Raw genomic sequence first — 23,030 nt, 5'->3', positions numbered from 1 at the left:
GGTCGAGGTTGAGGTCGACGGGCCCGGTGTCGGCGGCGCTGCTCACCGGCTCGGGCTCGGGTTGGCGGGCGCTCAAGTCGATGTCGATTTCGCCCGACCAGTCGATCGCGCTCTCGTCCACCAGGCCGATCTGTTTGGCCTCGGTGTCGGAGAACTGCGGCTCGATGGCGGTCGCGCCGGTGCTCGTCATGGGCACGTCGCGCAGCAGCGCGTCGGGCTCGGGCACGGGGGTGTTGAACACCTGCTCCAGCTGCTTGGCGAGCAGGTTGTATTCGAGCTCGGTCAGCGGCGTGCCCTTGAGCGAATCGGCGTGCGCGGGCAGCAGCTTGCCGAAGAACTCTTTTTGCGCCGCCTCCGGCCAGCCGACGAGCTTCATGCCCTCGTTCAAGTCCTTCATCAGCGGCGGCAGCTGCATCAGGAACTTCTTGCGCATGGCCGGCGAGCCCTTGGGCTGCACGCTCATCACCAGGTCGCGGCCGGCGCGCTTGAGGCGCTGCACCAGCTCCGACTGCGGGCCTTCTCGCCGCGTGGCCGTCGCCAGCGCCTGGCTCCACACCTGCGCCAGGAAGTCGCGCAGGTATTCCTGCAGCGAGAGCGGCGTCAGCGCAGCGCGCAGCTGCAGCATGTAGCGCTGCTGCACGCGCAGGTCGGACTCCTTGCCGTCGACCACCGAGACCGCCGAGGCGTTGGTCTCCACGGTGCGCTTGGCCTGCTGGGCGATGAAGCCTTCCAGCGCGTTGAGCTTGGATGTGTAGACATCCATCTGGTCGAAATCGCCTTCGACGATCTCCTGCACCAGCTCGCGCACGCGGGCCATGAACTCCTTGCCAGGGCCTTCGTCGAACTCGTCGAACGCCGCCGCCAGCGAGGCGATGCGGTTGACGAACCGGCGCACCGGGTGCTTGCGCGAGGAGAAGAAGGTGTTGTCGGCCAGGGCGACACGCAGTACCGGCAGCTGCAGGCGTGCGATCTGGCGCGCCATCTGCGGCGGCACGCGCGGGTCGGAGAGGATCTGGTCGAACAGGCTGCCGACCACGTCGATCACCATGTGATCCAGCGTGCCGCTCGAGGCCTGGCGCAGCTCCTCGCGGTGCGTGCGGATCAGGTTGGCGGCCATCAGGCCGGAAGCGACATCGCCGTACGAACCGCCTCCCGTCGCGGCCCCCAGACCTCCGGCGGCGCTGTGCAATCCGCCTGCGGTGACGCCACCCAGGCCGGCGGGTGCCGTGGGTGCACCCAGATCGGCAGGGCGCGTAGCGAGGAAGGTCAGCCGCCGGATCAGCGACATCAGCTCCGCGTCGGCCTGGGCCGCGGGGGTCATGTTGTGCGCCGCAGAGCGGCCGGAACCGCCCGGAGCACCGGGCCGCGCCCCAGCTGCACCGAGAGGCGCCGTGGCGGTGTCGCGGCCTCCCCAGCCGCTGGCGGCCGGGCGTCCGGCTCCGGCTGCACCGCCAGGACCGCCGCTCAGCCCACCGGCGCCACGCATCCCCGGCCCGCCGAGCGGTGAACCAGAGCTGGCGGCACCTTCATAACCCGAGTGGGTCGTGGGACCGAACTGGCCGTGGCCAGAACTCGAACCCGGGTCGCGCGACAGGGTGTCGTAACCCGAGACACGCTCCTTCGACAGGTCGTTACCGGGGCCTTCCACCCCGCGCACCGTGAGCCCGACCGGCTGGATGCCGCGGGCGCGGAAGTCTTTCAATATGTCGGCGTAGCAGCCTGGCATCACCCGCGCCATGGCCAAGCCGAGTTCGCGTGCCAACAGCTTGCGGCTCTCGCGATCGTTCGAGACGGAGCCAATGGCGCGGTAGATGGCGGCGCCCAGCACTTCGGGGCGCAGCGGATTGCGGTCGTGCTCGGCCCGGCCCAGGCCCAGCAACTGGCCGGTGTAGGAGGCGAGCTCGCGCAACTCCCATTCACAGCCGTGCGTAATGGCCTGGCTGATGCGGTCGGCGAACATGCCTTCCTCGACCTCGGCGTCGTCGACCAGGCTCAGTGACTGCCAGTCGGTTTCAGCCAGGGAGCGGCCGCGTTCATGGCCCGGGTGGAGTTCGCGGGTGACCTTCTTGCTCAGGGTGTCGGCGAACACCAGCACGAAGGTGCTCATGTGGCGCCGCAAGTCGAGCTGGGCGTTGATCAGCGCGTCGCGATCGAAGATGCGCGCGGCAGCCGAGGCCAGCAGCCCGAGGTGATCACCCACGCGGTCCGCCACGCCCGCGGTGGTCGTCTTGATGTGGTTCATGGCCGCATCGAAAGCGGCCTGGGCGCGTGGGTCGGTCTGATTCATCTCGAACGGGGCCGCCTTCGGCCAGCCGGGACGCGCTCACGAACATGCTCGCTTCGGGAGCGCACGTCCTGCAAGTATGGGGCCAAACGGTGGCCCGCCGCCACGGCGTTGCACCCTGGCGACGGCAGCGAGGCCGCTGCCTACTTCTTCAGCGAATCGCGGATTTCTCGCAGCAACACGACGTCTTCCGGCGTCTCTGCCGGCGACGCAGGCGGGGCGTCCTTCTTGAGCCGGTTGATCTGCTTGACCATCACGAAGATGATGAAGGCCAGGATGACGAAGTTGAGCGCCACCGTGATGAAGTTGCCGTAGGCGAAGAGCGGCACACCCGCCTTCGTCAGCGCCTCGTAGGTCATCGGCCCCTTGAAGTCAGCCGGCGGATTGGCCAGCATGACGAAGTAGCTGGAGAAATCGAGGCCACCGACCAGCCGGCCGATGATGGGCATGATCAGATCCTTGACGATCGAATCGACGATCTTGCCGAAAGCCGCCCCGATGATGACGCCGACCGCCAGGTCGACGACGTTGCCCTTCATGGCGAATTCTTTGAATTCGGTCGCAAATCCCATGTGATCTCTCCTGGTGACGGTGCGGCGCAGTATTGCCTAGCAGGTCTGGATGTCAAGGCCGACCCCTTGACACGTCCGCTAGAATCGCGGGTTGCCCCCTGAGTAGAAATCAGAAGTCAGCATCGAGGATCCCCATGAGTGACCAGCAAGTCGATCAAGGCCGCCGTACCTGGGTTGCCATCACCTGCGGCGCGGGAGCTGTCGGTGGCGTCGCAGCCGCCGTCCCCTTCGTCTCCACTTTCCAGCCCTCCGAACGAGCCCGTGCTGCCGGCGCAGCGGTCGAGGTCGACATCGGCGATCTGAAGCCCGGCGAAAAGAAGACCGTCGAGTGGCGCGGCAAGCCGGTGTGGATCATCCGTCGTACCGAGGAGCAGACCAAGGCGCTGCCGAAGAACGACCCGCTGCTGGCCGATCCCAAGTCCGAGCGCAAGCCCGACGAACTGACCCCCGCCTACGCCCGCAACGAGGGCCGCTCCATCAAGCCCGAAGTGCTGGTGGTCGTGGGCATCTGCTCCCACCTGGGCTGCTCGCCCTCCGACAAGTTCCAGACCGGCGCCCAGCCCTCGCTTCCCGACGACTGGGCGGGCGGCTTCCTCTGCCCCTGCCACGGCTCGACCTTCGACATGGCTGGCCGTGTCTACAAGAACAAGCCCGCGCCCGACAACCTCGAGGTGCCGCCCCACCAGTATTTGTCGGACAGCCGTCTGCTGATCGGTGAAGACAAGAAGGCCTGACCCAGGCACCTCCGGAGAATTACATGGCCGAGTTCAAGCAAGTCAGTCCCAACGCACCGATCGGTGAGAAGTTGTTGACCTGGGTCGACAACCGCTTCCCCGCGAGCAAGCTCTACAAAGAGCACATGAGCGAGTACTACGCTCCGAAGAACTTCAACTTCTGGTACGTCTTCGGTTCGCTGGCGCTCCTGGTTCTGGTGATCCAGATCGTCACCGGCATCTTCCTCGTGATGCACTACAAGCCCGACGCCGCCAAGGCCTTCGAGTCGGTCGAGTACATCATGCGCGACGTGCCCTGGGGTTGGCTGGTGCGCTACATGCACTCCACCGGCGCCAGCGCCTTCTTCATCGTCGTCTACCTGCACATGTTCCGCGGGATGATCTACGGCAGCTACCGCAAGCCGCGCGAGCTGGTGTGGATCTTCGGCTGCGCGATCTTCCTGTGCCTGATGGCCGAGGCCTTCATGGGCTACCTGCTGCCCTGGGGCCAGATGTCGTACTGGGGCGCCCAGGTGATCGTGAACCTGTTCCAGGCCGTGCCCTTCATCGGCCCGGATCTGGCCCTGCTGATCCGCGGTGACTACGTCGTGTCTGATGCCACGCTGAACCGCTTCTTCAGCTTCCACGTGATTGCCGTGCCGCTGGTGCTGTTGGGCCTGGTGGTTGCGCACATCATCGCGCTGCACGAGGTGGGTTCCAACAACCCCGACGGCGTGGAAATCAAGGCCAAGAAGGATGCCAAGGGCATCCCGCTCGACGGCGTGCCTTTCCATCCGTACTACACGGTGCACGACATCTACGCGACCAGCGTGTTCCTGATGGCCTTCGCCGCCATCGTGTTCTTCGCGCCCGAGTTCGGCGGCTACTTCCTCGAGTACAACAACTTCATCCCGGCCGATCCGCTGAAGACGCCCGCGCACATCGCGCCTGTCTGGTACTTCACGCCCTACTACTCGATGCTGCGTGCCACGACCAGCCAGATGGTCTACGTGCTCGTCGCTCTGGTCGGCCTGGGCGCCGTGCTGGCGATTGTGCGTGGTGGCTTCTCCGCTGCCGCCAAGCTGGTCATCGCGGTAGCTGCACTCGTGGCAGCTGCCTTGCTGCTGACCTTCGAAGCCAAGTTCTGGGGTGTGGTCGTGATGGGCGGTGCCGTCGTCATCATGTTCTTCCTGCCCTGGCTCGACCGCGCCGAGGCCAAGTCGATCCGCTACCGCCCTGACTGGCACAAGGTGATGTACGGTCTGTTCGTGCTGGTGTTCGCGGTGCTCGGCTACCTGGGTGTGCAGCCGCCGTCGCCGGTGGGCGAGCGGGTCTCGCAGGTCGGCACCTTGTTCTACTTCGGCTTCTTCCTGCTGATGCCCTGGTGGAGCCGCATCGGACAGTCCAAGCCGGTGCCTGACCGCGTGACGTTCGCTGCCCACTGAAGACGCAAGCCGGAAACCACACCATGAAGAAACTGATTTTGACTTTGCTGGCGTCGCTGACCTTCAGTACCGCTGCCATGGCTTCAGAAGGCGGGCCTGCGTGGGACAAGTTCCCCCAGTCCAAGGTGACCGACATGGCCGCGCTGCAAAACGGCGCCAAGCTGTTCGTCAACTACTGCCTGAACTGCCATTCGGCCTCGTTCATGCGCTTCAACCGCCTGCGCGACATCGGGCTGACCGACGACCAGATCAAGAAGAACCTCATGTTCACCACCGACAAGGTGGGTGACACCATGAAGATCGCTCTCGATCCGAAGCAGGCCAAGGAATGGTTCGGCGGCACGCCGCCCGACCTGACCGTGATCGCACGTTCGCGCGCCGACATCGGCAAGGGAACGGGTGCCGACTACCTGTACACCTACCTGCGCAGCTACTACCTTGACGACACCAAGGCGACCGGCTGGAACAACCTGGTGTTCCCGAGCGTGGGCATGCCCCATGCGCTGTGGGAGTTGCAGGGCCAGCGCATTGCCAAGTACGTCGAAGAGAAGGACGCTCACCACGAAGGCAAGACAGTGCACCGCTTCGCCGGCTTCGAGCAGGTGACACCGGGCAAGCTGAGCCAGATCGACTACGACAACAACGTTGCCGACCTGGTGGGTTTCCTGCAGTGGATGGGGGAGCCTGCGCAGAATGACCGGGTCAAGCTCGGTGCGTTCGTGCTCATCTTCCTGGCCCTCTTCACGGTCATTGCCTGGCGCTTGAACGCCGCCTTCTGGAAAGACGTGAAATAAGCGTTCGACCAGGGCTCGCTTGGCCCTGATCGTTTGCGGAGTGGGATGCCCGCTGCGGCTCGCCCACTCCGTTTGTGTTTTGCAAGACCTCTAGCCTCAAGGAGCCGCCATCATGATGGTGCTTTACTCCGGAACGACCTGCCCCTATTCGCATCGTTGCCGTTTCGTCCTGTTCGAAAAGGGCATGGACTTTGAAATCCGCGACGTGGACTTGTTCGCCAAGCCCGAAGACATCGCCTTGATGAACCCGTACAACGAAGTGCCGATCCTGGTCGAGCGCGACCTGATCCTGTACGAGTCGCACATCATCAACGAGTACATCGACGAGCGCTTCCCGCACCCGCAGCTGATGCCCGGCGACCCGGTGGCCCGCGCGCGCGTGCGCCTGTTCCTGCTCAACTTCGAGAAGGAGTTGTTTGCTCACGTGAACGTGCTCGAGGGCCGCAGCACCGGCACCAAGCCGACCGACAAGCAGCTCGAGAAGGCACGTGCGCAGATCCGCGACCGCCTGACCCAGCTCGCCCCCATCTTCCTGAAGAACAAGTTCATGCTGGGCGACGACTTCTCGATGCTTGACGTGGCCATTGCTCCGCTGCTGTGGCGCCTGGACTACTACGGCATCGACATGTCGAAGAACGCCGTGCCCCTGCTCAAGTACGCCGAGCGCATCTTCTCGCGCCCGGCCTACATCGAGGCATTGACGCCTTCGGAAAAGGTGATGCGCAAGTAAGCTACTTGGACCAAGCAGCGGCATGAGCCTCATCCCGACGACGCCCGGCAATGCGGGCAGTTCCACCCGGCCCTACCTGATTCGCGCCTTGCACGACTGGTGCACCGACAACGGCTTCACGCCGTACCTGGCGGTGTACGTCGATGCGAGCGTGCAGGTGCCGATGGAGTACGTGAAGAACAACGAGATCGTGCTGAACGTCGGGTTCGAGGCCACCACCGCCCTGAAGCTTGGTAACGAATTGATCGAGTTCAAGGCGCGGTTTGGTGGCACTTCGCGCGACATCGTCGTGCCGGTGGACCATGTCATTGCGATCTATGCGCGCGAAAACGGGCAAGGCATGGCGTTCCCGGTGCCGACCGAAACCTCGGCCGGCAGCGAGTCCCCGTTGCCGCCGGTTTCCGCCGTCCCGGCCGAGCGCCCCACGCAGCCGGGCGGCTTGCGCTTGGCCAGTGCCGAAGGCGCCGGCGCCAGTGAAGGCAAGGCTTCCGCCCTCGATGGCGAGACCGAGCCACCGGAGCCGCCGAGCGGGGGCCGCCCCTCGCTGAAGCGCATCAAGTAAGAGACTGGCCGCAGCTAAAATCGCGGCCCTTGCCCTTGTAGCTCAGTCGGTAGAGCAGCGGTTTTGTAAACCGAAGGTCGCGGGTTCGATTCCTGCCGGGGGCACCACCACCATCTCAGGGTTCTTGCGGATACCGATACGTCTGGTATCAGCTGAGCGTCAGCTCGATTGAACCTTGATCCTGATTGCAGTAACCTGCCAACCCCGCTGCTTGAGTGCATCCTCGAGCCGAGGTTGAAGCTGGCGCAGCTTGGCTGCCACCGAGGCATTCGCCACCAGCAACGACCACCCCTCGCCATCCAGGGGGCCGGGTTTCACATGAGCGGCCAGAGCCGCCGGCAAGACAGGGCGAACAGCCTCGAAGCGTGCATCCGACTCACGCATGAGCTGCTGCAATCGCGCAAGAGGGGCGCTGCGGTCGAGTGCCTCCTCCATGCGCAAGGCGTTGGGGGTGACCGGGGATGGTTTCTGGTTCACCGCAAGGAGTTTAGCGATGCAGATCATGATTACGCACGGCACGATGGCGCGTACGCGCGTGCTGCACTTCAACCGGTTCCAGCTCCTCGGGATGCTGGTTGGTCTGGTTATTCTGCTGCTGCTGCTGTCGGGCACCATCTACCACGTGATCTTCCTGAAGGCCGCACGCGAAGGCTGGCCGGTGGTCAGCCAGATCATGCGCCTGGTGGTACGAGACGAATTCGCCCAGCGCGACCGCTTCATGCGCGAGAACCTCGATGCCATGGCCCAGAAGGTCGGGGAGATGCAGGCCAAGCTCATCAAGCTCGAAGCCATCGGCGAGCGGGTGTCGGGACTGGCCGGTGTCAAGCCCGATGAACTGAAGCAGATGAATCCGAGGGGCGGGCAAGGGGGGCCCTTCGTGCCGGCGCGCAAGCCTTCGCTGGAGCAGCTCAACAGCATGGTCGCCTCCCTCGACGAAGCGGCGGAGCAGAGCACCGATGTCTTCACGATGATCGAGTCCCGGCTGTTCGAGAAGCGCTTGGCGTCGTTGATGGTGCCCAACAGCCCGCCGATCATTGGTGCGGTGGGTTCGGGCTTCGGTTTCCGGTCCGACCCCTTCTCGGGCCGGGCCGCCTTGCACACGGGCCTGGACTTTCCATCTGACGTGGGCACACCCATCATGGCTGCGGCCGGTGGCGTGGTGCGTTCGACCGATTTCCACCCGGCCTATGGCAATCTGCTGGAGATCGACCACGGCAATGGACTGACCACCCGCTACGCCCACACCTCCAAAATCCTGGTCAAGGCCGGTGACCTGGTCAAACGTGGCCAGGTGGTCGCTCAGGTCGGGACGACCGGCCGGTCCACGGGCCCGCACTTGCACTTTGAAGTGATGGTCGAGGGTGTGCTGCAAGACCCAGCCAAGTTCCTGGCTGGCAAGGCGCAGCCTCCTGCGGTGCGCACGGCCGTGGCTCCGTCTTCAGGCCACTCGCCGCCGGCCCGCTGAGCCCGGTCCGCACCCACCCCGGGTGCTAAGATTCGCGGCTTTTCCCGCGGTAACGGGCCTTGTCTTGGTCCGCCTTGAAAAAGGCTGGAATCGGGCCCAGTTCTCGCGGCATTGCCATCCTTCAAGCGGCCGGCCCGTGCCCGCCGCTTCGAATTTGCCCGCTGCCTTCCAGCTCCCCAATCCTTGACGCTGCATGTTGCCCAAGCTTCTCACTTCGATTTTCGGTAGCCGCAACGACCGCCTGCTCAAGCAGTACCGGCAGGTGGTACAGCAGATCAACGCCCTGGAGCCGCAGTTCGAGAAGCTCGACGACGCCGCGCTGCAGGCCAAGACGGCCGAGTTCAAGGAACGCGTGGCCAAGGGCGAGTCGCTCGACTCCCTGTTGCCCGAAGCCTTTGCCGTAGCCCGCGAAGGCAGCAAGCGTGTCCTCAAGATGCGCCACTTCGACGTCCAGCTGATCGGTGGCATGGCGCTGCACAACGGCAAGATTGCCGAAATGCGCACCGGTGAAGGCAAGACGCTGATGGCGACCTTGCCGGTGTACCTGAACGCTCTCACGGGCAAGGGCGTTCATCTGGTGACGGTGAACGACTACCTCGCCCGGCGTGACGCCGAGTGGATGGGCAAGCTCTACAGCTTCCTCGGCCTGACCGTCGGCGTGAACCTGCCGCAGATGCCGCGCGAAGAGAAGCAGGCCGCCTACGCCGCCGACGTGACCTACGGCACCAACAACGAATACGGCTTCGATTACCTGCGCGACAACATGGTCTACGAGACGGCCGACCGCGTGCAGCGCGGCCTCACGTATGCCATCGTCGACGAGGTCGACTCGATCCTGATCGACGAGGCCCGCACGCCGCTCATCATCAGCGGCCAGGCTGAAGACCACACCGAGCTTTACGTCCGCATCAATGCCGTGGTGCCCCTGCTCAAGAAGCAGATCGGCGAGCTCGACCTGCGTACCGGTGAAGGCGTGATCGAGCCGGGCGACTTCACCGTCGACGAGAAGTCGCACCAGGTCTTCCTGACCGAAGACGGTCACGAGAACGCCGAGCGCATCCTGCGCGAAGCCGGTCTGCTGGTCGATGGCGCCAGCCTGTACGACCCGCAGAACATCACGCTGATGCACCACGTGTACGCCGCATTGCGTGCCCGCCACCTCTACAACCGCGACCAGCACTACGTGGTGCAGGACGGCGAGGTGATCATCGTCGACGAGTTCACCGGCCGCCTGATGACGGGCCGCCGCTGGTCCGACGGCCTGCACCAAGCGGTCGAGGCCAAGGAAGGCGTGCAGATCCAGAGCGAGAACCAGACGCTCGCATCGATCACCTTCCAGAACTACTTCCGCATGTACGGCAAGCTGTCGGGCATGACCGGCACGGCCGACACCGAGGCCTACGAGTTCCAGGAGATCTACGGCCTCGAGACCGTGGTGATCCCGCCCAACAAGCCCACGGCGCGCAAGGACGAACTCGACCTCGTCTACAAGACCGACAAGGAAAAGTTCGACGCCGTCATCGAAGACATCCGCAGCTGCCACACCCGTGGCCAGCCCGTGCTGGTGGGCACGACCTCGATCGAGAACTCCGAGCTGATCTCCGAGAAGCTGAAGAAGGCGAACCTGCCGCACGCCGTGCTGAATGCCAAGCAGCACGCCAAGGAAGCGGAGATCGTGGCCCAGGCCGGCCGGCCCGGCGTCATCACCATCGCCACCAACATGGCCGGCCGCGGCACCGACATCGTGCTTGGCGGCAACGTCGAGAAGCAGATCCAGCTGATCGAGGCTGACGAGTCCATCCCCGAGGCCGACAAGGCGGCGCGCATCAAGACCCTGCAGGACGAATGGCAAGGCTTGCACGAGCAGGTCAAGGCGGCCGGCGGCCTGCGCATCATCGCCACCGAACGGCACGAATCGCGCCGTATCGACAACCAGTTGCGTGGCCGTTCCGGCCGCCAGGGCGACCCCGGGTCGTCGCGCTTCTACCTCTCGCTCGAAGACTCGCTGATGCGTATCTTCGCGGGCGACCGCGTGCGCGCCATCATGGATCGCCTGAAGATGCCCGAGGGCGAGGCGATCGAAGCCGGCATCGTCACGCGCAGCATCGAGGGCGCGCAGCGCAAGGTCGAGGCGCGCAACTTCGACATGCGCAAGCAGCTGCTCGAATACGACGACGTGTCGAATGACCAGCGCAAGGTCATCTACCAGCAGCGCAACGAGATCCTGGAAGCCGCCGACCTCACGGCCCAGGTCGCCAGCCTGCGCGAAAGCACCCTGACCGACGTCGTGCGCACCTATGTGCCGGCCGAGAGCATGGAAGAGCAGTGGGATCTGCCTGGGCTGGAGAAGACGCTGGCCGATGAATGGCAGATCGAGGTGCCGCTCAAGTCGCACGTTGAGAAGAGCAGCGCCATCACCGACGAAGAGATTGTCGAACTGGTGGTGAAGGCCGGCAATGCCGCGTTTGCCGAGAAGCTGGAACGTGTGGGCGCCGAGCAGTTCCGGCCCTTCGAGCGCATGATCCTGCTGCAGTCGATCGACCAGCACTGGCGCGAACACCTTGCCGCGCTCGACTACCTGCGCCAGGGCATCCACCTGCGCGGCTACGCGCAGAAGAACCCCAAGCAGGAATACAAGCGCGAAGCCTTCGAGCTGTTCAGCCAGCTGCTCGACGTGGTGAAGATGGACGTGACGCGCATCCTGATGACCGTGCGCATCCAGACGCAGGAGCAGGTGGCCGAAGCCGCCGAAGCGATCGAGACGCGCGCCGAAGCCATCAGCAACGTGACCTACACCCACCCCAACGAAGACGGCAGCGTCTCGCAGGAGACCGACCCTGCCAGCGCCGTGCCCAAGGTCGGGCGCAACGACCCCTGCCCATGCGGCAGCGGCAAGAAGTACAAGCTGTGCCACGGCCGGCTCGCCTGAGGGCGAGCGGCTTCTGCCCCTCTCAGGGTGCCGGCAGCCAGTGCTGCCGGTCGGTGCCGGGGTCGTAGCGGAACGGGTCGTCGTCGAACTGGTGCCACAGGCGCCAGCGCCATGTCAGTTCGTGTCGCAGGCGCCGGTAGGTCAGGTACGCGGCATTGCCACTTTGCTGAGCCCAGTAGTCGTCGCGCATGTGGGCGAAATACTGCGTGCTGAAGCGCTTCATGTACGCGCTGCACTGATCCAGCGGCAAGGGGCGGCGCGCCGCACGCTCGGCGGCCACGGCCTCCCACGCGAGCTTCTGCAGTGATGCAGCCAGCGTTGCATCCATGCCGTCCGGGGCCCATGCGCCCACCGGTGAGCGGTGGTACATCGCCGCGTAGCTGCTCAGCGCCAGGTAGTAGGCGCCGAGCGGAGTGGTGTGCACGGTGTCATGGAAGATCCTGTCCAGCACCTTGCCACCTGATGGCGTGACGAGGCCGGCGACTTGCCCGCGCATGGCCCGCTCTACCAGTGACACCAGTGCGGCCGATGCCGGCAGCGGCTCGATGCGGTCCGGGCGTCCCTCGGCAGCGAGTGAGGTGTTGATGCGGCTCAGCACGCATTGCCACAAGGGGGCTGCAGCCCGCTCGTAGGCGATCCAGCGGCTGGGGTCGGACTTGTCGATCACCCCCAGCCAGGGTTCGTAGAACCAGGTCTGGCCATCGGCGTTGCCGGCGATGAAGCGCTCGTGGTAGTGGCGCAGGTAGCGCACCGTGTCGTTGAACACGATCGAGTCGAGCACACCGTGCTGCTCGGTGATGATGAGCGTGTCGTAGGGCTGGCCGTCGGTGGTGCGCGGGTGGCGCAGCTCCGAGATGACGTCGAGCCCTTCGCCCGTGCGGTTGTAGCCGGTGGAGTAGCCGCGCCAGCCGCTTTCCTGGCCTTCGCCGCGGCTGCGCTGCAGGATCGACGAACCGACGACGTACTGCCGGTTCCACTGCATCGGCTGGCCCAGGCTCGCGGCCACCTGGGCCAGGTACACGGGCAGCGGGTTGTCGGTGAGGCTGTGCCCCGAGATGAACACGCGCTGCGGCGGGTGAGGCTCGGCCGCATGCGAGGCGCCGGCAACGATCGACAAGGCGAATGTCAGGGCAAGTAGGAGGCGCATCGCGGGCCAGTGTGCCACGCTGAAATCTACAATCGGCCTCCCCACCAACGAGGCGCGCCTTGCCATGCCAGTGAACCTTCAAGCCCCGCGCGCCGAAGCGCTCCACCCCGTCCCAGGCGTCAAGCTCGGCATCACCATGGCCGGCGTGCGCAAGGCCAACCGCCGCGACCTGACGGTGATCACGCTGGCCGAAGGCTCGCAGGTGGCGGGCGTGTTCACCAGCAACCGCTTTTGCGCCGCGCCGGTGCAGCTGTGCCGCAAACACCTGGCTGCCAACATCGGGCCGCGTGCCTTGGTCATCAACACCGGCAACGCCAACGCCGGCACCGGCGAAGACGGCCTGATGCGCGCCTTCTCCACCTGCGTCTCGCTGGCCCAGCAGCTGAACCTCTCGCCGGAGCAGGTGCTGCCCTTCTCCACCGGCGTGATCATGGAGCCGCTGCCAACAGACCGCATCGCCGCCGGCCTGCCCGGGGCCATCGCCGACCTGAAGGAGGACAACTGGGCGCCGGCAGCCGAGGCCATCATGACCACCGACACCGTGCCCAAGGCGGCGTCGACGCAGATCCAGATCGGCGGCAAGACCGTCACCATCACCGGCATCAGCAAGGGCGCCGGGATGATCCGGCCCAACATGGCCACCATGCTGAGCTTTCTGGCCACCGATGCGGTGATCGCTCCGCAGCTGATGCAGTCACTCACCCGCGAAGCCGCCGACAAGTCCTTCAACCGCATCACCATCGACGGCGATACCTCGACCAACGATTCCTTCGTCGTCGTGGCCACCGGCGCCGCCGGCCACGCGCCCATCAGCCAGCTCGAGTCGGGCGATGGCGCGCTGCTGCGCCAGGCCGTGATCAACGTCGCCACGCAGCTGGCCCAGGCCATCGTGCGCGATGGCGAAGGCGCCACCAAGTTCATCACCGTACAGGTCGACGGTGGCAAGACCGAAGCCGAATGCCAGCAGGTGGCCTACGCCATCGCCCATTCGCCGCTGGTGAAGACCGCCTTCTTTGCGAGCGACCCCAACCTCGGCCGCATCCTGGCGGCGGTGGGTTATGCCGGCATCGCCGACCTCGATCAGACGCGCATCGAGATGTTCCTCGACGACGTGCACGTGGTCACCGATGGCGGCCGCAAGGCCAGCTACGAAGAGGCCGACGGCGCCCGCGTGATGAAGCAGGCCGAGATCACCGTGCGCATCTACCTACGCCGCGGCACCGCGCAGGCCACGGTGTGGACCTGCGACTTCAGCTACGACTACGTCAAGATCAACGCGGACTATCGCAGCTGAACGAGCGGCTGCTGCCGCTCAGATCGCCTCCGGCGGCAGCGTGAAGTAGAAGCTCGCGCCCTGGCCGCGCGCCGTCTTCACCCAGATGTCGCCGCCATGGCGGCGGATCGCGCGGTGCACGATCGCCAGGCCGACGCCGGTGCCCGGGAACTGCGATTCGGGGTGCATGCGGCGGAAGGGCTCGAACAGCTGCTGGGCGTGGGCCATGTCGAAGCCGGCGCCGTTGTCGCGTACGCAGTAGACCGTGCGCTCGCTCTGCTGTTCTGCGAAGAACGCGATGCGCGCATCCTCGCGCTTGCCGGTGAACTTCCAGGCATTGGAGAGCAGGTTTTCGAGCGCCAGGCGGAGCAGCCCGGCATCGCCCTCGGCCACGAGCGTGGTGTCGATCTCGGTGTGGACGCGGCGGTTCGGGCTGGTGTCCTGCAAGGTGTTGAGGATGCCCTGTGCCAGCGTGCCGATGTGGACGGGCCGCCGGCGCAGCTCGCCGCGTGTCACCTTCGAGAGGGTGAGCATGTCTTCGATCAGGTCGCTCATGCGCTGGGCCGAAGTACGGATGTGCTGCAGAAAGGTCGCGCTCTCGCCGGCCAGCGGTGGTTCGGCCGTGGCCAACAAGTCGCTGTAGCCCTTCACAGCGCGCAACGGCGCGCGCAGGTCGTGCGACACCGAATGGGCGAATGCGTCGAGTTCCCTGTTGACCTCCTGCAGCTCGGCGGTGCGCTGCTCCACGCGGCGCTCCAGGCTTTGATACAGCGCCACATTCTCGAAGGCGAGCGAGGTGGAGTCGGCCAGAGCCTGGATCAGCTCGACCTCGTCGGCCGTGGCCTCGTGCTCGCGTGCCCAGTAGTTGCCGATGGCGCCGATGGGCGCCTCGCCGCGGATGGGCACCATCACCAGGCTCTTCACGAAGGTGGGCCGGTAGGCGTCGTGCGGGATGCGCGGGTCGAGGTAGATGTCGGGGACGACCGCCGGCTGCCGGTTGAGCATGGCCCAGCCACTGATGCAGGTCTCCATCGGGAACTGGAGGCCCTTCCAGAGCGGGGCGATGGCGTCTTCGTCGACGTAGTGGCACATCTCGCCGTCACGCATCACGAAGGTTGCGCCGTCGGCCATGTTGAGCTGGCGTGCCGCGCGGCGCACGATGTCGGCGATGGCTTCCACGTTGCGAGCGAGAGCGCCTTCACCGTGTCGACCAGCACCGCGCGGGAACGCGTCAGCGTCGCCAGGCGCTGGCTCTCGCGCGCGGCATGGATGCGCCCCACCGCGCCGGGCAGGCGCCACAGCTGGTCCTTGGGCACGTAGTCGGTCGCGCCGGCCTCGATGCAGTGAGCGGCCCAGCGCGGGTCGGCGTTGCCGCTGACGAAGACGAACGGAATGCCGGGCCGCAACTCGCGTGCGAGCTTCAGGGCGTCGATGCCGCTGATGCCGGGCACCTGGTTGTCGGAGAGGATGGCGTCGATCTGCGCGTTCTCCAGCATCTGCCGGAAGTCATCGCCGGAGGTGGCGCTCAGCCAGGTGGGTGTCCCCGTCAGCTTGGCCACTTCGCGCCGCACCAGGTCGGCGTCGAGGGTGTCATCTTCCAGGTGGAGGATGTTCAGGTTCGGCATCGGATTGAGCTCCTTCCGGCAAGAGATGGGGCATCTTAGCCATCGGGTGGTTTGGCACCTGCGGCCGCGGATGCCCCTGCGTTCTAGGGAGACCTCGCCTTTTCAGCTTGCGCCGCTCGCAGGCCCGCTGTTAGCATGACCACTCACCCCAAACCCCTGCACGACATGCGCCACTCCTCACGCTCCTCATGCCGCGTTGCCATCGGCAACGCCTGGGGGATGGGTGCGCGCCTACACGGCATTCACTTGCCGCCGGTCGCAGAGGCTTCCTGGGGTTTCTGACCTCTCAGCATCACTTCAACCGAAGTTCCGCTGAGACCCTCAGCGGAAGAATCGGTTGAATGCCCTTCTTTCGCTGATCCGGATCCACCGATCCACCAGGGTGCCACCCGCGCCCGAACGAGACAGACGAGAGAGGAGACGGCAGATGTTGAATCGGCTCACCGCACTCTGGGAAGCCTGGGCACAGCGGCTCGCCTTGGGCCCTGACGACCTGCTGCGCGACCGCACCTACCGCCGGCTTTGGTCGTCCATCCTCATCAGCTCCTTCGGCGGCCAGGTGACCATGCTGGCGCTGCCGCTCACCGCGGCCGTGCTGCTGCATGCCACGCCCACGCAGATGGGCCTGCTGACGGCGATGGAGATCGTGCCCTTCGTGCTCTTCTCGCTGCCTGCCGGCGTGTGGCTGGACCGTGTGCGCAAGTTGCCGGTGTACGTGATGGGCGAGTGCCTGCTGGGCGTGATCGTCGCCAGTGTTCCCTTCGCGTGGTGGATGGGCTGGCTGTCGATGGCGTGGCTGTACGTGGTCGGCTTCATCATCGGCGTCGTCTACACCGTCGCCGGTTCGGCGGCGCAGATCGTGCTGACCCAGGTGGTGGCCCGCGACCGGCTGGTCGAAGCGCATGCCAAGAATGCCTTGGCCACTTCGGGGGCCGAAGTGGCCGGCCCCGGCTTTGCCGGCGCGCTGATCAAGGTGGTGGGTGCACCCCTGGCCTTGCTGGTGGACGCTGTGCTGCTGGTGGTCTCAGCCGCCATCCTGCGCGGCATTCGCGTACAGGAAGACCGCGGCCGGCGCCGCGGCGGCCACTTCTGGCGCGATCTGCGCACCGGCTTGCGCTTCGTGTTCGGCACGCCCTTGCTGGTGGCTCTGGCGGTGGTGGTCGGGGCCTGGCAGATGTGCCACCACGCCGCGGTGGTCGTGCAGATCCTCTTCGCTACCCGCACCCTGGGACTGAACGAACAGCAGGTCGGCCTGAGCTACATGGTCATGGGTCTGGGCACGATCGTCGCGAGCGTGCTGGGCAACCGCATCAGCCGTCGTGTGGGGCCGGGGCCGTGCCTGGTGATGGGCATTGCGATCTGCAGCGCTGGCTGGCTGCTGCTGGCCGCCGCGCCCGCCAACCGCTGGGGCGTGGCGGCGTTTGCGCTGATGCTGTTGCTGTTCAGCGCGGGCGCGGTGCTGGTGTTCATCAACTTCCTGGCCCTGCGCCAGGCAGTGACGCCTGAGCCGCTGCTCGGCCGCATGACGAGTGCCATGCGCTGGCTCACGCTGCTGGCGGCAGGCCCCGGGGCGTTGCTGGGCGGTTGGTTGGGCGAGCACGTCGGCTTGCGCGCCGCGCTGGGCTTCTCGGGCGGCACGGGCTTGCTGCTGGCCTTGCTGGCCTGGCGTCACCCGGCCATTCGCGGCGTGAAGGTCTTGCCGCAGGCGGAAGATGCCGATGAATGGGTGGGGGCCGAGGCGTCGGTGCGGCCCACGACCATCATCGACCCGACTCAGGCTTGAGGAAGCGCGCGCCGGCTCAGCCTACGCGCGCACCAGTCGCCACGTCGAACCAGTGCAGGTGCTGCGGCGAGAGCTGCAGTTGCACCGTGCTGCCGGCAGTGGGCGGCGTCAGCATGCCGTCCATGCGCAGGGTGAAGTCGTGGTCGCCGAGCTTGCCATGCACCAGGCGCTCGGCGCCCAGCATCTCGATCAGCTCCACCTTCAGCGGCCAGCCGCCGACGCTGCCCGCCGCCACGTGCTCGGGCCGCAGGCCCAGCACCAGCTCGCCATGGCGCGGTGCGGCTGCGGGCAGGGGCAGGCTCTGTCCATCGAGCGTGAAGGTGGAGCCTTCGGCGCGGCCGGTGAGCAGGTTCATGGGCGGCGAACCGATGAAGCTCGCGACGAAGGTGGTGGCCGGCTTGGCGTACACCTCGTCGGGCGTGCCGAACTGCTCCATGCGCCCGGCGTTCATCACGATCATGCGCTGCGCGAGCGTCATCGCCTCGACCTGGTCGTGGGTGACGAAGAGCGAGGTCACGCCCAGGTCGGCGTGCAGCTTGCGGATCTCGATGCGCGTCTGTGCGCGCAGCTTGGCGTCGAGGTTGGAGAGCGGTTCGTCGAACAGGTAGACCTGCGGCTGGCGCACGATGGCACGGCCCATGGCCACGCGTTGGCGCTGGCCGCCCGAGAGCTCGCGGGGCTTGCGCGCGAGGTAGGGCGCGAGCTGCAGGATGGCGGCGGCCTTGTCCACGCGCGCCTTGATCTCGGCCGGTGGCACCTTGGCGATCTTCAGGCCGTAGGCCATGTTGTCAAACACCGTCATGTGGGGGTAGAGGGCGTAGTTCTGGAACACCATGGCGATGTCGCGCTCGGAGGGCTCGACGTCGTTGACCACACGCCCGCCGATGGCGATCTCGCCGCCGGAGACTTCCTCCAGCCCGGCCACCATGCGCAAGAGCGTGCTCTTGCCGCAGCCCGAGGGGCCAACGATGACGATGAACTCGCCGTCGGCGATCTCGGCGTCCACACCATGGATGACGGGGTTGGCCTTGGGCCCGCTGCCGTAGCGCTTGACGACCTGGCGAAGGGAGATGGCTGCCATGCGTGCTTTCTTGTTTCTCGGTCGCTATTTCTCGGTATCCACCAGGCCCTTGATGAACCAGCGCTGCATCAGGATCACCACCACAGCGGGCGGCAGCATCGCGAGCAGGGCGGTGGCCATGACCACGTTCCACTCGTTGGCGGCGTCGCCGCCGGCGATCATGCGCTTGATGCCAATCACCACGGGGTACATGTCTTCGCTGGTGGTGGCCAAGAGCGGCCAGAGGTACTGGTTCCAGCCGTAGATGAACTGGATCACGAACAGCGCGGCGATCGATGTCTTGGACAGCGGCACCAGCACGTCCTTGAAGAAACGCAGCGGGCCGGCGCCGTCGATGCGCGCGGCCTCGACCAGCTCGTCGGGCACGGTCAGGAAGAACTGGCGGAACAGGAAGGTGGCGGTGGCCGAGGCGATCAGCGGCACCGTGAGCCCGGCGTAGGTGTTGAGCATGCCGAGGTCGGATACCACCTTGTAGGTCGGCAGGATGCGCACCTCCACCGGCAGCATCAGCGTGACAAAGATGGCCCAGAAGAAGAAGCCCTTGAGCGGGAAGCGGAAGTAGACGATCGCAAAGGCCGACAAGAGCGAGATCGCGATCTTGCCGATGGTGATGACCAGCGCCGAAACCAGGCTGATCCACATCATGCGGGCCACGGGCGCGGTGGAGCCGGCGCCGCTGCCGCCGCCGAAGAGCGCGGTCTGGTAGGTCTCGACGAGGTGGCTGCCGGGCAGCATGGGCATGGGCGCCTGCACGATGTCTTGCGCGGTGTGGGATGACGCCACGAAAGCCAGGTAGAGCGGGAAGGCGACGATGGCCACGCCGAGCACCATGACCAGGTGGCTCAGCAGGCGAAGGGTATGGCTGCGGTCGACCATGGTCAGTGGCGCCCGGCCGCCCGAAGCCACTGGGCGCCCCCTCGGGGGGCAGTGAGCGGATGCGAGCTTGGGGGCTTCATCTCAGTGGTTTCATCTCAGTACTGCACCTTCTTCTCGACGTAGCGGAACTGCACCACGGTGAGCGCGATCACGATCACCATCAGCACCACCGACGGTGCCGCCGAGCCGCCGAGGTCGGCATTCTTGAAGCCGTCGTTGTAGACCTTGTAGACGAGGATCATCGTGTCCTGCCCCGGCCCACCCTGGGTGGTGGCGTCGACGATGGAGAAGGTTTCGAAGAAGGCGTAGACGACGTTGATTACCAGCAGGAAGAAGGTGGTGGGCGACAGCAGGGGGAACTGGATGGTCCAGAAGCGCCGCCACGGCCGCGCGCCGTCGATCGCAGCGGCCTCGATCAGCGACTTGGGAATCGACTGCAGCCCGGCCAGGAAGAACAGGAAGTTGTAGGAGATCTGCTTCCAGACGGCCGCCATCACGATCAGCGCGGTCGCGTGCTGCGAATTGAGCATGTAGTTCCAGTCGACGCCAAAGGCACGCAGTGCATGTGCCACCACGCCCAGCGTGGGCGAGAACATGAACAGGTACAGCACGCCGGCTACCGCGGGCGCGACGGCATAGGGCACGATGAGGAAGGTCTTGTAGAACAGCGCGCCCTTGATGATGCGGTCGGCGAACACGGCGAGCGCCAGCGAGATGCCGATGCCCAGCACCGCCACCAGCACCGAGAACAGCGCGGTGATCTTGAACGAGTCCACATAGGCCGGGTCGGAGAACAGGGCCTTGAAGTTGTCGAAGCCAACCCATTCGGTGGACATGCCGAACGCGTCCTGCAGCTGGAACGACTGCAGCAGCGCCTGGCCGGCCGGCCAAAAGAAGAACACCGTGATCACCGCCACCTGGGGGGCGAGCAGCACCCAGGGCAGCCAGCCCGACTTGAACAGGACCCGCTTCTCGGAGGCCATGGTTTATCGCGTCCGATCGAAGGGAACGCCCCCCCGCGGTAGACGGGGGCGACGCGACGAGGGGGTCGTCATCCCTTGTTGGCCTTCTGGAAGCGTTCGAGCTGCTCGTTGCCTCGCTGCACGGCGGCGTCGAGCGCTTCCTTGGCCGACTTCTTGCCCGTCCAGATCTGCTCGGTCTCTTCGTCGACGATGGTGCGGATGGGGTTGAAGTTGCCGAGACGAATGCCGCGCGACTTGTCGGTGGTCTTGCGGATCATCTGCGTGACGGCCACGTCGGTGCCCGGCTTCTCCTTGTAGAAGCCCGACTTCTCCGTCAGCTCGTACGCGGCGGTGGTGATGGGCAGGTAGCCTGTGCGCTTGTGGCTGGCCGATTGCACCTCGGGCTTGGACAGGTAGTTGAAGAACGCGGCCACGCCCTTGTAAGTCTCGGGCTTCTTGCCGGCCATCACCCACAGGCTCGCGCCACCGATCACGGTGTTCTGCGGTGCGCCGGGCACGTCGGGGTAGTAGGGCAGGGGCGCGATGCCGTAGGCGAACTTGGCTTCCTTCGCGACACGCGAGTACAGGCCCGACGAGCCGCTCATCATGGCGCACTCACCGGAGGGGAAGGCCACGTCGGCCTTGTTGTCGCGGCCCTTGTAGACGAACAGGCCCTGCTTGGCCATGCTCGACAGGTTCTCGAAGTGACGCACGTGCAGCGGCGAGTTGAAGGCCAGGCGCGTGGCGGTGCCGCCGAAGCCGTTGTTCAGGGTGGAGTACAGCGTGTTGTGCCAGGTGGAGAAGCTCTCCAGCTGTACCCAGCTGATCCAGCTGGTGGTGAAGGGACATTTGTGGCCGCTGGCCTTGAGCTTGGCGGCGGCCAGGGCGACCTCGGGCCAGGTGCTGGGGGCCTTGTTCGGGTCGAGGCCGGCGGCCTGGAAGGCGTCCTTGTTGTAGTAGAAGACCGTGGTCGAGCTGTTGAAGGGGAAGCTCAGCATCTGGCCATTGGGGGCGGTGTAGTAGCCCGCCACCGCAGGGATGTAGGCCTTGGCGTCGAACTTGGCGCCGCCGGCGGTCATGACCTCGCCCACGGGTTTGACGGCGCCCTTGGCGGCCATCATGGTCGCGGTGCCCACTTCGTAGACCTGGATGATCTCGGGCGCATTGCCGGCGCGGAAGGCGGCCATGCCGGCGGTGAAGGTCTCGCCGTAGGTACCTTTGTAGGTGGGCACGACGACGTAGTCCTTCTGGCTGGCGTTGAAGTCCTTGGCCAGGTCGTTGACCCATTCGCCGAGGGGGCCGCTCATGGCGTGCCACCACTGGATCTGCGTCTGGGCCTGCGCGGGCAGGGCGAGCGCCAGCAGGGTGGAGGAAAGGGCGAACAGCTTCTTGTGCATGACGGCTCCGGTGTGAATCTGCAACTTGTGGTCGGCAGAGCAGTGTGTGTCGGTCGTGTGACAGGCGTGTTTATGTCGCGGATGGCACCCTGCAACAACGGGGATAACCCCGCTGGATCAAAGGAGCTGTTGGCCCAAGCCCGTACCGGGCGATGCCCAGGGGGCGTGCGGTACCATTCGAGTCCAAGTGCATAGCAGGCGCGCGCGCCGCCTGGACTCCATGAACGCACCCACTCCGCTCAATCACGTGACCGCTGCGGTCGAGACCGCACACACCGCGCCCCGCCTGCGCGAGATCCCCTACAACTACACCTCGTTCTCCGACCGCGAGATCGTGATCCGCCTGCTGGGCTCTCGTGCGTGGGAGTTGCTGGACCGCCTGCGCGAAGAGCGTCAGACCGGCCGCTCGGCGCGCATGCTCTATGAGGTGCTGGGCGACATCTGGGTGGTTCAGCGCAACCCCTACCTGCAAGACGACCTGCTCGACAACCCGCGCCGGCGCAAGCTCCTGATCGAGGCGCTCAACCACCGGCTGGGCGAGGTGCAGGCCCGCCGCAAGCCGGAAGGCGACGGATCACGTGACGCCTCGGTCGGTGAGCTGCTGCAGTCGGCGAGTGCCGCGGTGAAGTCGTTTGCCGAACAGTTCGAGCGCATGGCCGAGTTGCGCCGCAAGACCACGCGCGTGCTGGGCCGCCACACGGCCAAGGACAACATCAAGTTCGACGGCCTGTCGCGCGTTTCGCACGTCACCGACGCGACCGACTGGCGCGTGGAATACCCCTTCGTCGTGCTCACGCCCGATACCGAGGCCGAGATGGCTGCGCTGGTCAAGCACTGCATCGAGCTGGGCCTGACCATCATCCCGCGCGGGGGTGGCACCGGTTACACCGGCGGCGCCGTGCCGCTGGTGTGGAACAGCGCGGTCATCAACACCGAGAAGCTGGAGGCGATGACCGAGGTGGAGATGGTCCGCTTGCCCGGCCTGGACCGCGAGGTCGGCACCATCTGGACGGAGGCAGGCGTCGTCACCCAGCGCGTGGCCGATGCGGCCGAGCGCGCGGGCTTCGTCTTCGCCGTCGACCCCACCTCCGCTGAAGCCTCGTGCATCGGCGGCAACATCGCCATGAATGCCGGCGGCAAGAAGGCCGTGCTGTGGGGCACCGCGCTCGACAACCTGGCCTCGTGGCGCATGGTCACGCCCGAAGCCAAGTGGCTGGAGGTGACGCGCCTCGACCACAACATGGGCAAGATCCATGACGTCGACGTGGCCACCTTCGAGCTGAAGTACTTCGACGCCTCGGGCAAGACGCTGGAGCGCACCGAGAAGCTCGAGATCCCCGGCCGCGTGTTCCGCAAGGAAGGCCTGGGCAAGGACGTCACCGACAAGTTCCT

General features: G+C 65.9%; 20 protein-coding genes and 1 tRNA gene. 11 read left to right on the top strand and 10 right to left on the bottom strand.

Translation table 11 applies throughout. From position 1 onward, the window contains the following. Window positions 1-2,287: DUF1631 family protein (locus VFL64_RS10660; protein ID WP_489540352.1), on the bottom strand; the 2,287-nt coding region annotated here is incomplete at its 3' end. A 140-nt stretch (window positions 2,288-2,427) separates the two neighbouring features. Beyond that, entirely contained in the window at window positions 2,428-2,856 is a 429-nt protein-coding gene (gene mscL, locus VFL64_RS10655) for a large conductance mechanosensitive channel protein MscL (protein ID WP_489540351.1), read from the bottom strand. 134 nt (window positions 2,857-2,990) lie between these two features. Between mscL and petA the strand changes: the two genes are divergently transcribed. The 6 genes from petA to VFL64_RS10625 all read left to right on the top strand — a co-directional run bounded on the left by petA (window position 2,991) and on the right by VFL64_RS10625 (window position 7,207). Then, window positions 2,991-3,590 (top strand): ubiquinol-cytochrome c reductase iron-sulfur subunit, encoded by a 600-nt coding sequence (gene petA / locus VFL64_RS10650; protein WP_489540350.1) that lies wholly within the window; start codon window positions 2,991-2,993, stop codon window positions 3,588-3,590. Between the two features lie 23 nt (window positions 3,591-3,613). Continuing rightward, the gene (locus tag VFL64_RS10645) at window positions 3,614-5,014 is read left to right on the top strand and encodes a cytochrome b (protein WP_489540349.1); all 1,401 of its coding nucleotides are present in this window, start codon (window positions 3,614-3,616) and stop codon (window positions 5,012-5,014) included. A 23-nt stretch (window positions 5,015-5,037) separates the two neighbouring features. Then, entirely contained in the window at window positions 5,038-5,808 is a 771-nt protein-coding gene (locus VFL64_RS10640) for a cytochrome c1 (RefSeq protein ID WP_489540348.1), read from the top strand. 112 nt (window positions 5,809-5,920) lie between these two features. After that, window positions 5,921-6,538 (top strand): glutathione S-transferase N-terminal domain-containing protein, encoded by a 618-nt coding sequence (locus VFL64_RS10635; protein ID WP_489540347.1) that lies wholly within the window; start codon window positions 5,921-5,923, stop codon window positions 6,536-6,538. 22 nt (window positions 6,539-6,560) lie between these two features. Beyond that, entirely contained in the window at window positions 6,561-7,100 is a 540-nt protein-coding gene (locus VFL64_RS10630) for a ClpXP protease specificity-enhancing factor (RefSeq protein ID WP_489540346.1), read from the top strand. A 31-nt stretch (window positions 7,101-7,131) separates the two neighbouring features. Beyond that, window positions 7,132-7,207, top strand: a tRNA-Thr gene (locus VFL64_RS10625). Between the two features lie 52 nt (window positions 7,208-7,259). On the opposite strand, the gene VFL64_RS10620 is transcribed toward VFL64_RS10625, so the two are convergent. Beyond that, window positions 7,260-7,535 carry a DciA family protein gene (locus tag VFL64_RS10620; protein WP_489540345.1) on the bottom strand — a complete coding sequence of 92 codons (276 nt, stop codon included), beginning with the start codon at window positions 7,533-7,535 and terminating at the stop codon, window positions 7,260-7,262. Between VFL64_RS10620 and VFL64_RS10615 the strand changes: the two genes are divergently transcribed. Continuing rightward, a complete protein-coding gene (locus VFL64_RS10615; RefSeq protein ID WP_489540344.1) occupies window positions 7,534-8,565 on the top strand; it encodes a M23 family metallopeptidase in 1,032 nt (343 codons plus the stop codon). The genes VFL64_RS10620 and VFL64_RS10615 overlap by 2 nt on opposite strands. Before the next feature lie 193 nt (window positions 8,566-8,758). Beyond that, window positions 8,759-11,494 carry a preprotein translocase subunit SecA gene (gene secA / locus VFL64_RS10610; RefSeq protein WP_489540343.1) on the top strand — a complete coding sequence of 912 codons (2,736 nt, stop codon included), beginning with the start codon at window positions 8,759-8,761 and terminating at the stop codon, window positions 11,492-11,494. A 22-nt stretch (window positions 11,495-11,516) separates the two neighbouring features. On the opposite strand, the gene VFL64_RS10605 is transcribed toward secA, so the two are convergent. Next, window positions 11,517-12,611 carry a hypothetical protein gene (locus tag VFL64_RS10605; protein ID WP_489540342.1) on the bottom strand — a complete coding sequence of 365 codons (1,095 nt, stop codon included), beginning with the start codon at window positions 12,609-12,611 and terminating at the stop codon, window positions 11,517-11,519. Window positions 12,612-12,705: 94 nt separating this feature from the next. Between VFL64_RS10605 and argJ the strand changes: the two genes are divergently transcribed. Further along, window positions 12,706-13,935 (top strand): bifunctional glutamate N-acetyltransferase/amino-acid acetyltransferase ArgJ, encoded by a 1,230-nt coding sequence (gene argJ / locus VFL64_RS10600; protein ID WP_489540341.1) that lies wholly within the window; start codon window positions 12,706-12,708, stop codon window positions 13,933-13,935. Between the two features lie 18 nt (window positions 13,936-13,953). Here argJ and VFL64_RS10595 read toward each other — a convergent pair whose 3' ends face one another. Next, a complete protein-coding gene (locus VFL64_RS10595; RefSeq protein WP_489540340.1) occupies window positions 13,954-15,093 on the bottom strand; it encodes a sensor histidine kinase in 1,140 nt (379 codons plus the stop codon). After that, complete coding sequence (locus VFL64_RS10590; RefSeq protein ID WP_489540339.1) at window positions 15,021-15,539, bottom strand: response regulator; 519 nt, start codon at window positions 15,537-15,539, stop codon at window positions 15,021-15,023. Before VFL64_RS10590 ends, VFL64_RS10595 begins: the two co-directional genes overlap by 73 nt. A 427-nt stretch (window positions 15,540-15,966) precedes the next feature. On the opposite strand from VFL64_RS10590, the gene VFL64_RS10585 reads away from it, so the two are divergent. Then, window positions 15,967-17,322, top strand: coding sequence for an MFS transporter (locus VFL64_RS10585; RefSeq protein WP_489540338.1), 1,356 nt, complete (start codon window positions 15,967-15,969; stop codon window positions 17,320-17,322). A 16-nt stretch (window positions 17,323-17,338) separates the two neighbouring features. Here VFL64_RS10585 and VFL64_RS10580 read toward each other — a convergent pair whose 3' ends face one another. The 4 genes from VFL64_RS10580 to ugpB form a co-directional block, all read right to left on the bottom strand. Next, window positions 17,339-18,403 (bottom strand): sn-glycerol-3-phosphate import ATP-binding protein UgpC, encoded by a 1,065-nt coding sequence (locus tag VFL64_RS10580; protein ID WP_489540337.1) that lies wholly within the window; start codon window positions 18,401-18,403, stop codon window positions 17,339-17,341. A 24-nt stretch (window positions 18,404-18,427) separates the two neighbouring features. Further along, window positions 18,428-19,279 (bottom strand): sn-glycerol-3-phosphate ABC transporter permease UgpE, encoded by an 852-nt coding sequence (ugpE, locus tag VFL64_RS10575; RefSeq protein ID WP_489540336.1) that lies wholly within the window; start codon window positions 19,277-19,279, stop codon window positions 18,428-18,430. Window positions 19,280-19,374: 95 nt separating this feature from the next. Next, window positions 19,375-20,262: a sn-glycerol-3-phosphate ABC transporter permease UgpA gene (gene ugpA / locus VFL64_RS10570; RefSeq protein ID WP_489540335.1), complete on the bottom strand. Its 888-nt coding sequence runs from the start codon at window positions 20,260-20,262 to the stop codon at window positions 19,375-19,377. 68 nt (window positions 20,263-20,330) lie between these two features. Further along, window positions 20,331-21,638: a sn-glycerol-3-phosphate ABC transporter substrate-binding protein UgpB gene (gene ugpB, locus VFL64_RS10565; RefSeq protein ID WP_489540334.1), complete on the bottom strand. Its 1,308-nt coding sequence runs from the start codon at window positions 21,636-21,638 to the stop codon at window positions 20,331-20,333. Window positions 21,639-21,858: 220 nt separating this feature from the next. Here ugpB and VFL64_RS10560 point away from each other — a divergent pair. Further along, window positions 21,859-23,030: DUF3683 domain-containing protein (locus tag VFL64_RS10560; RefSeq protein ID WP_489540333.1), on the top strand; the 1,172-nt coding region annotated here is incomplete at its 3' end.

The organism is Rhizobacter sp. (assembly GCF_035702065.1).
In the GTDB taxonomy this organism is placed as follows: domain Bacteria; phylum Pseudomonadota; class Gammaproteobacteria; order Burkholderiales; family Burkholderiaceae_C; genus Rhizobacter.
Note: the sequence above shows the minus strand (reverse complement) of the source record. Positions and strands in the feature narration are given on the sequence as shown.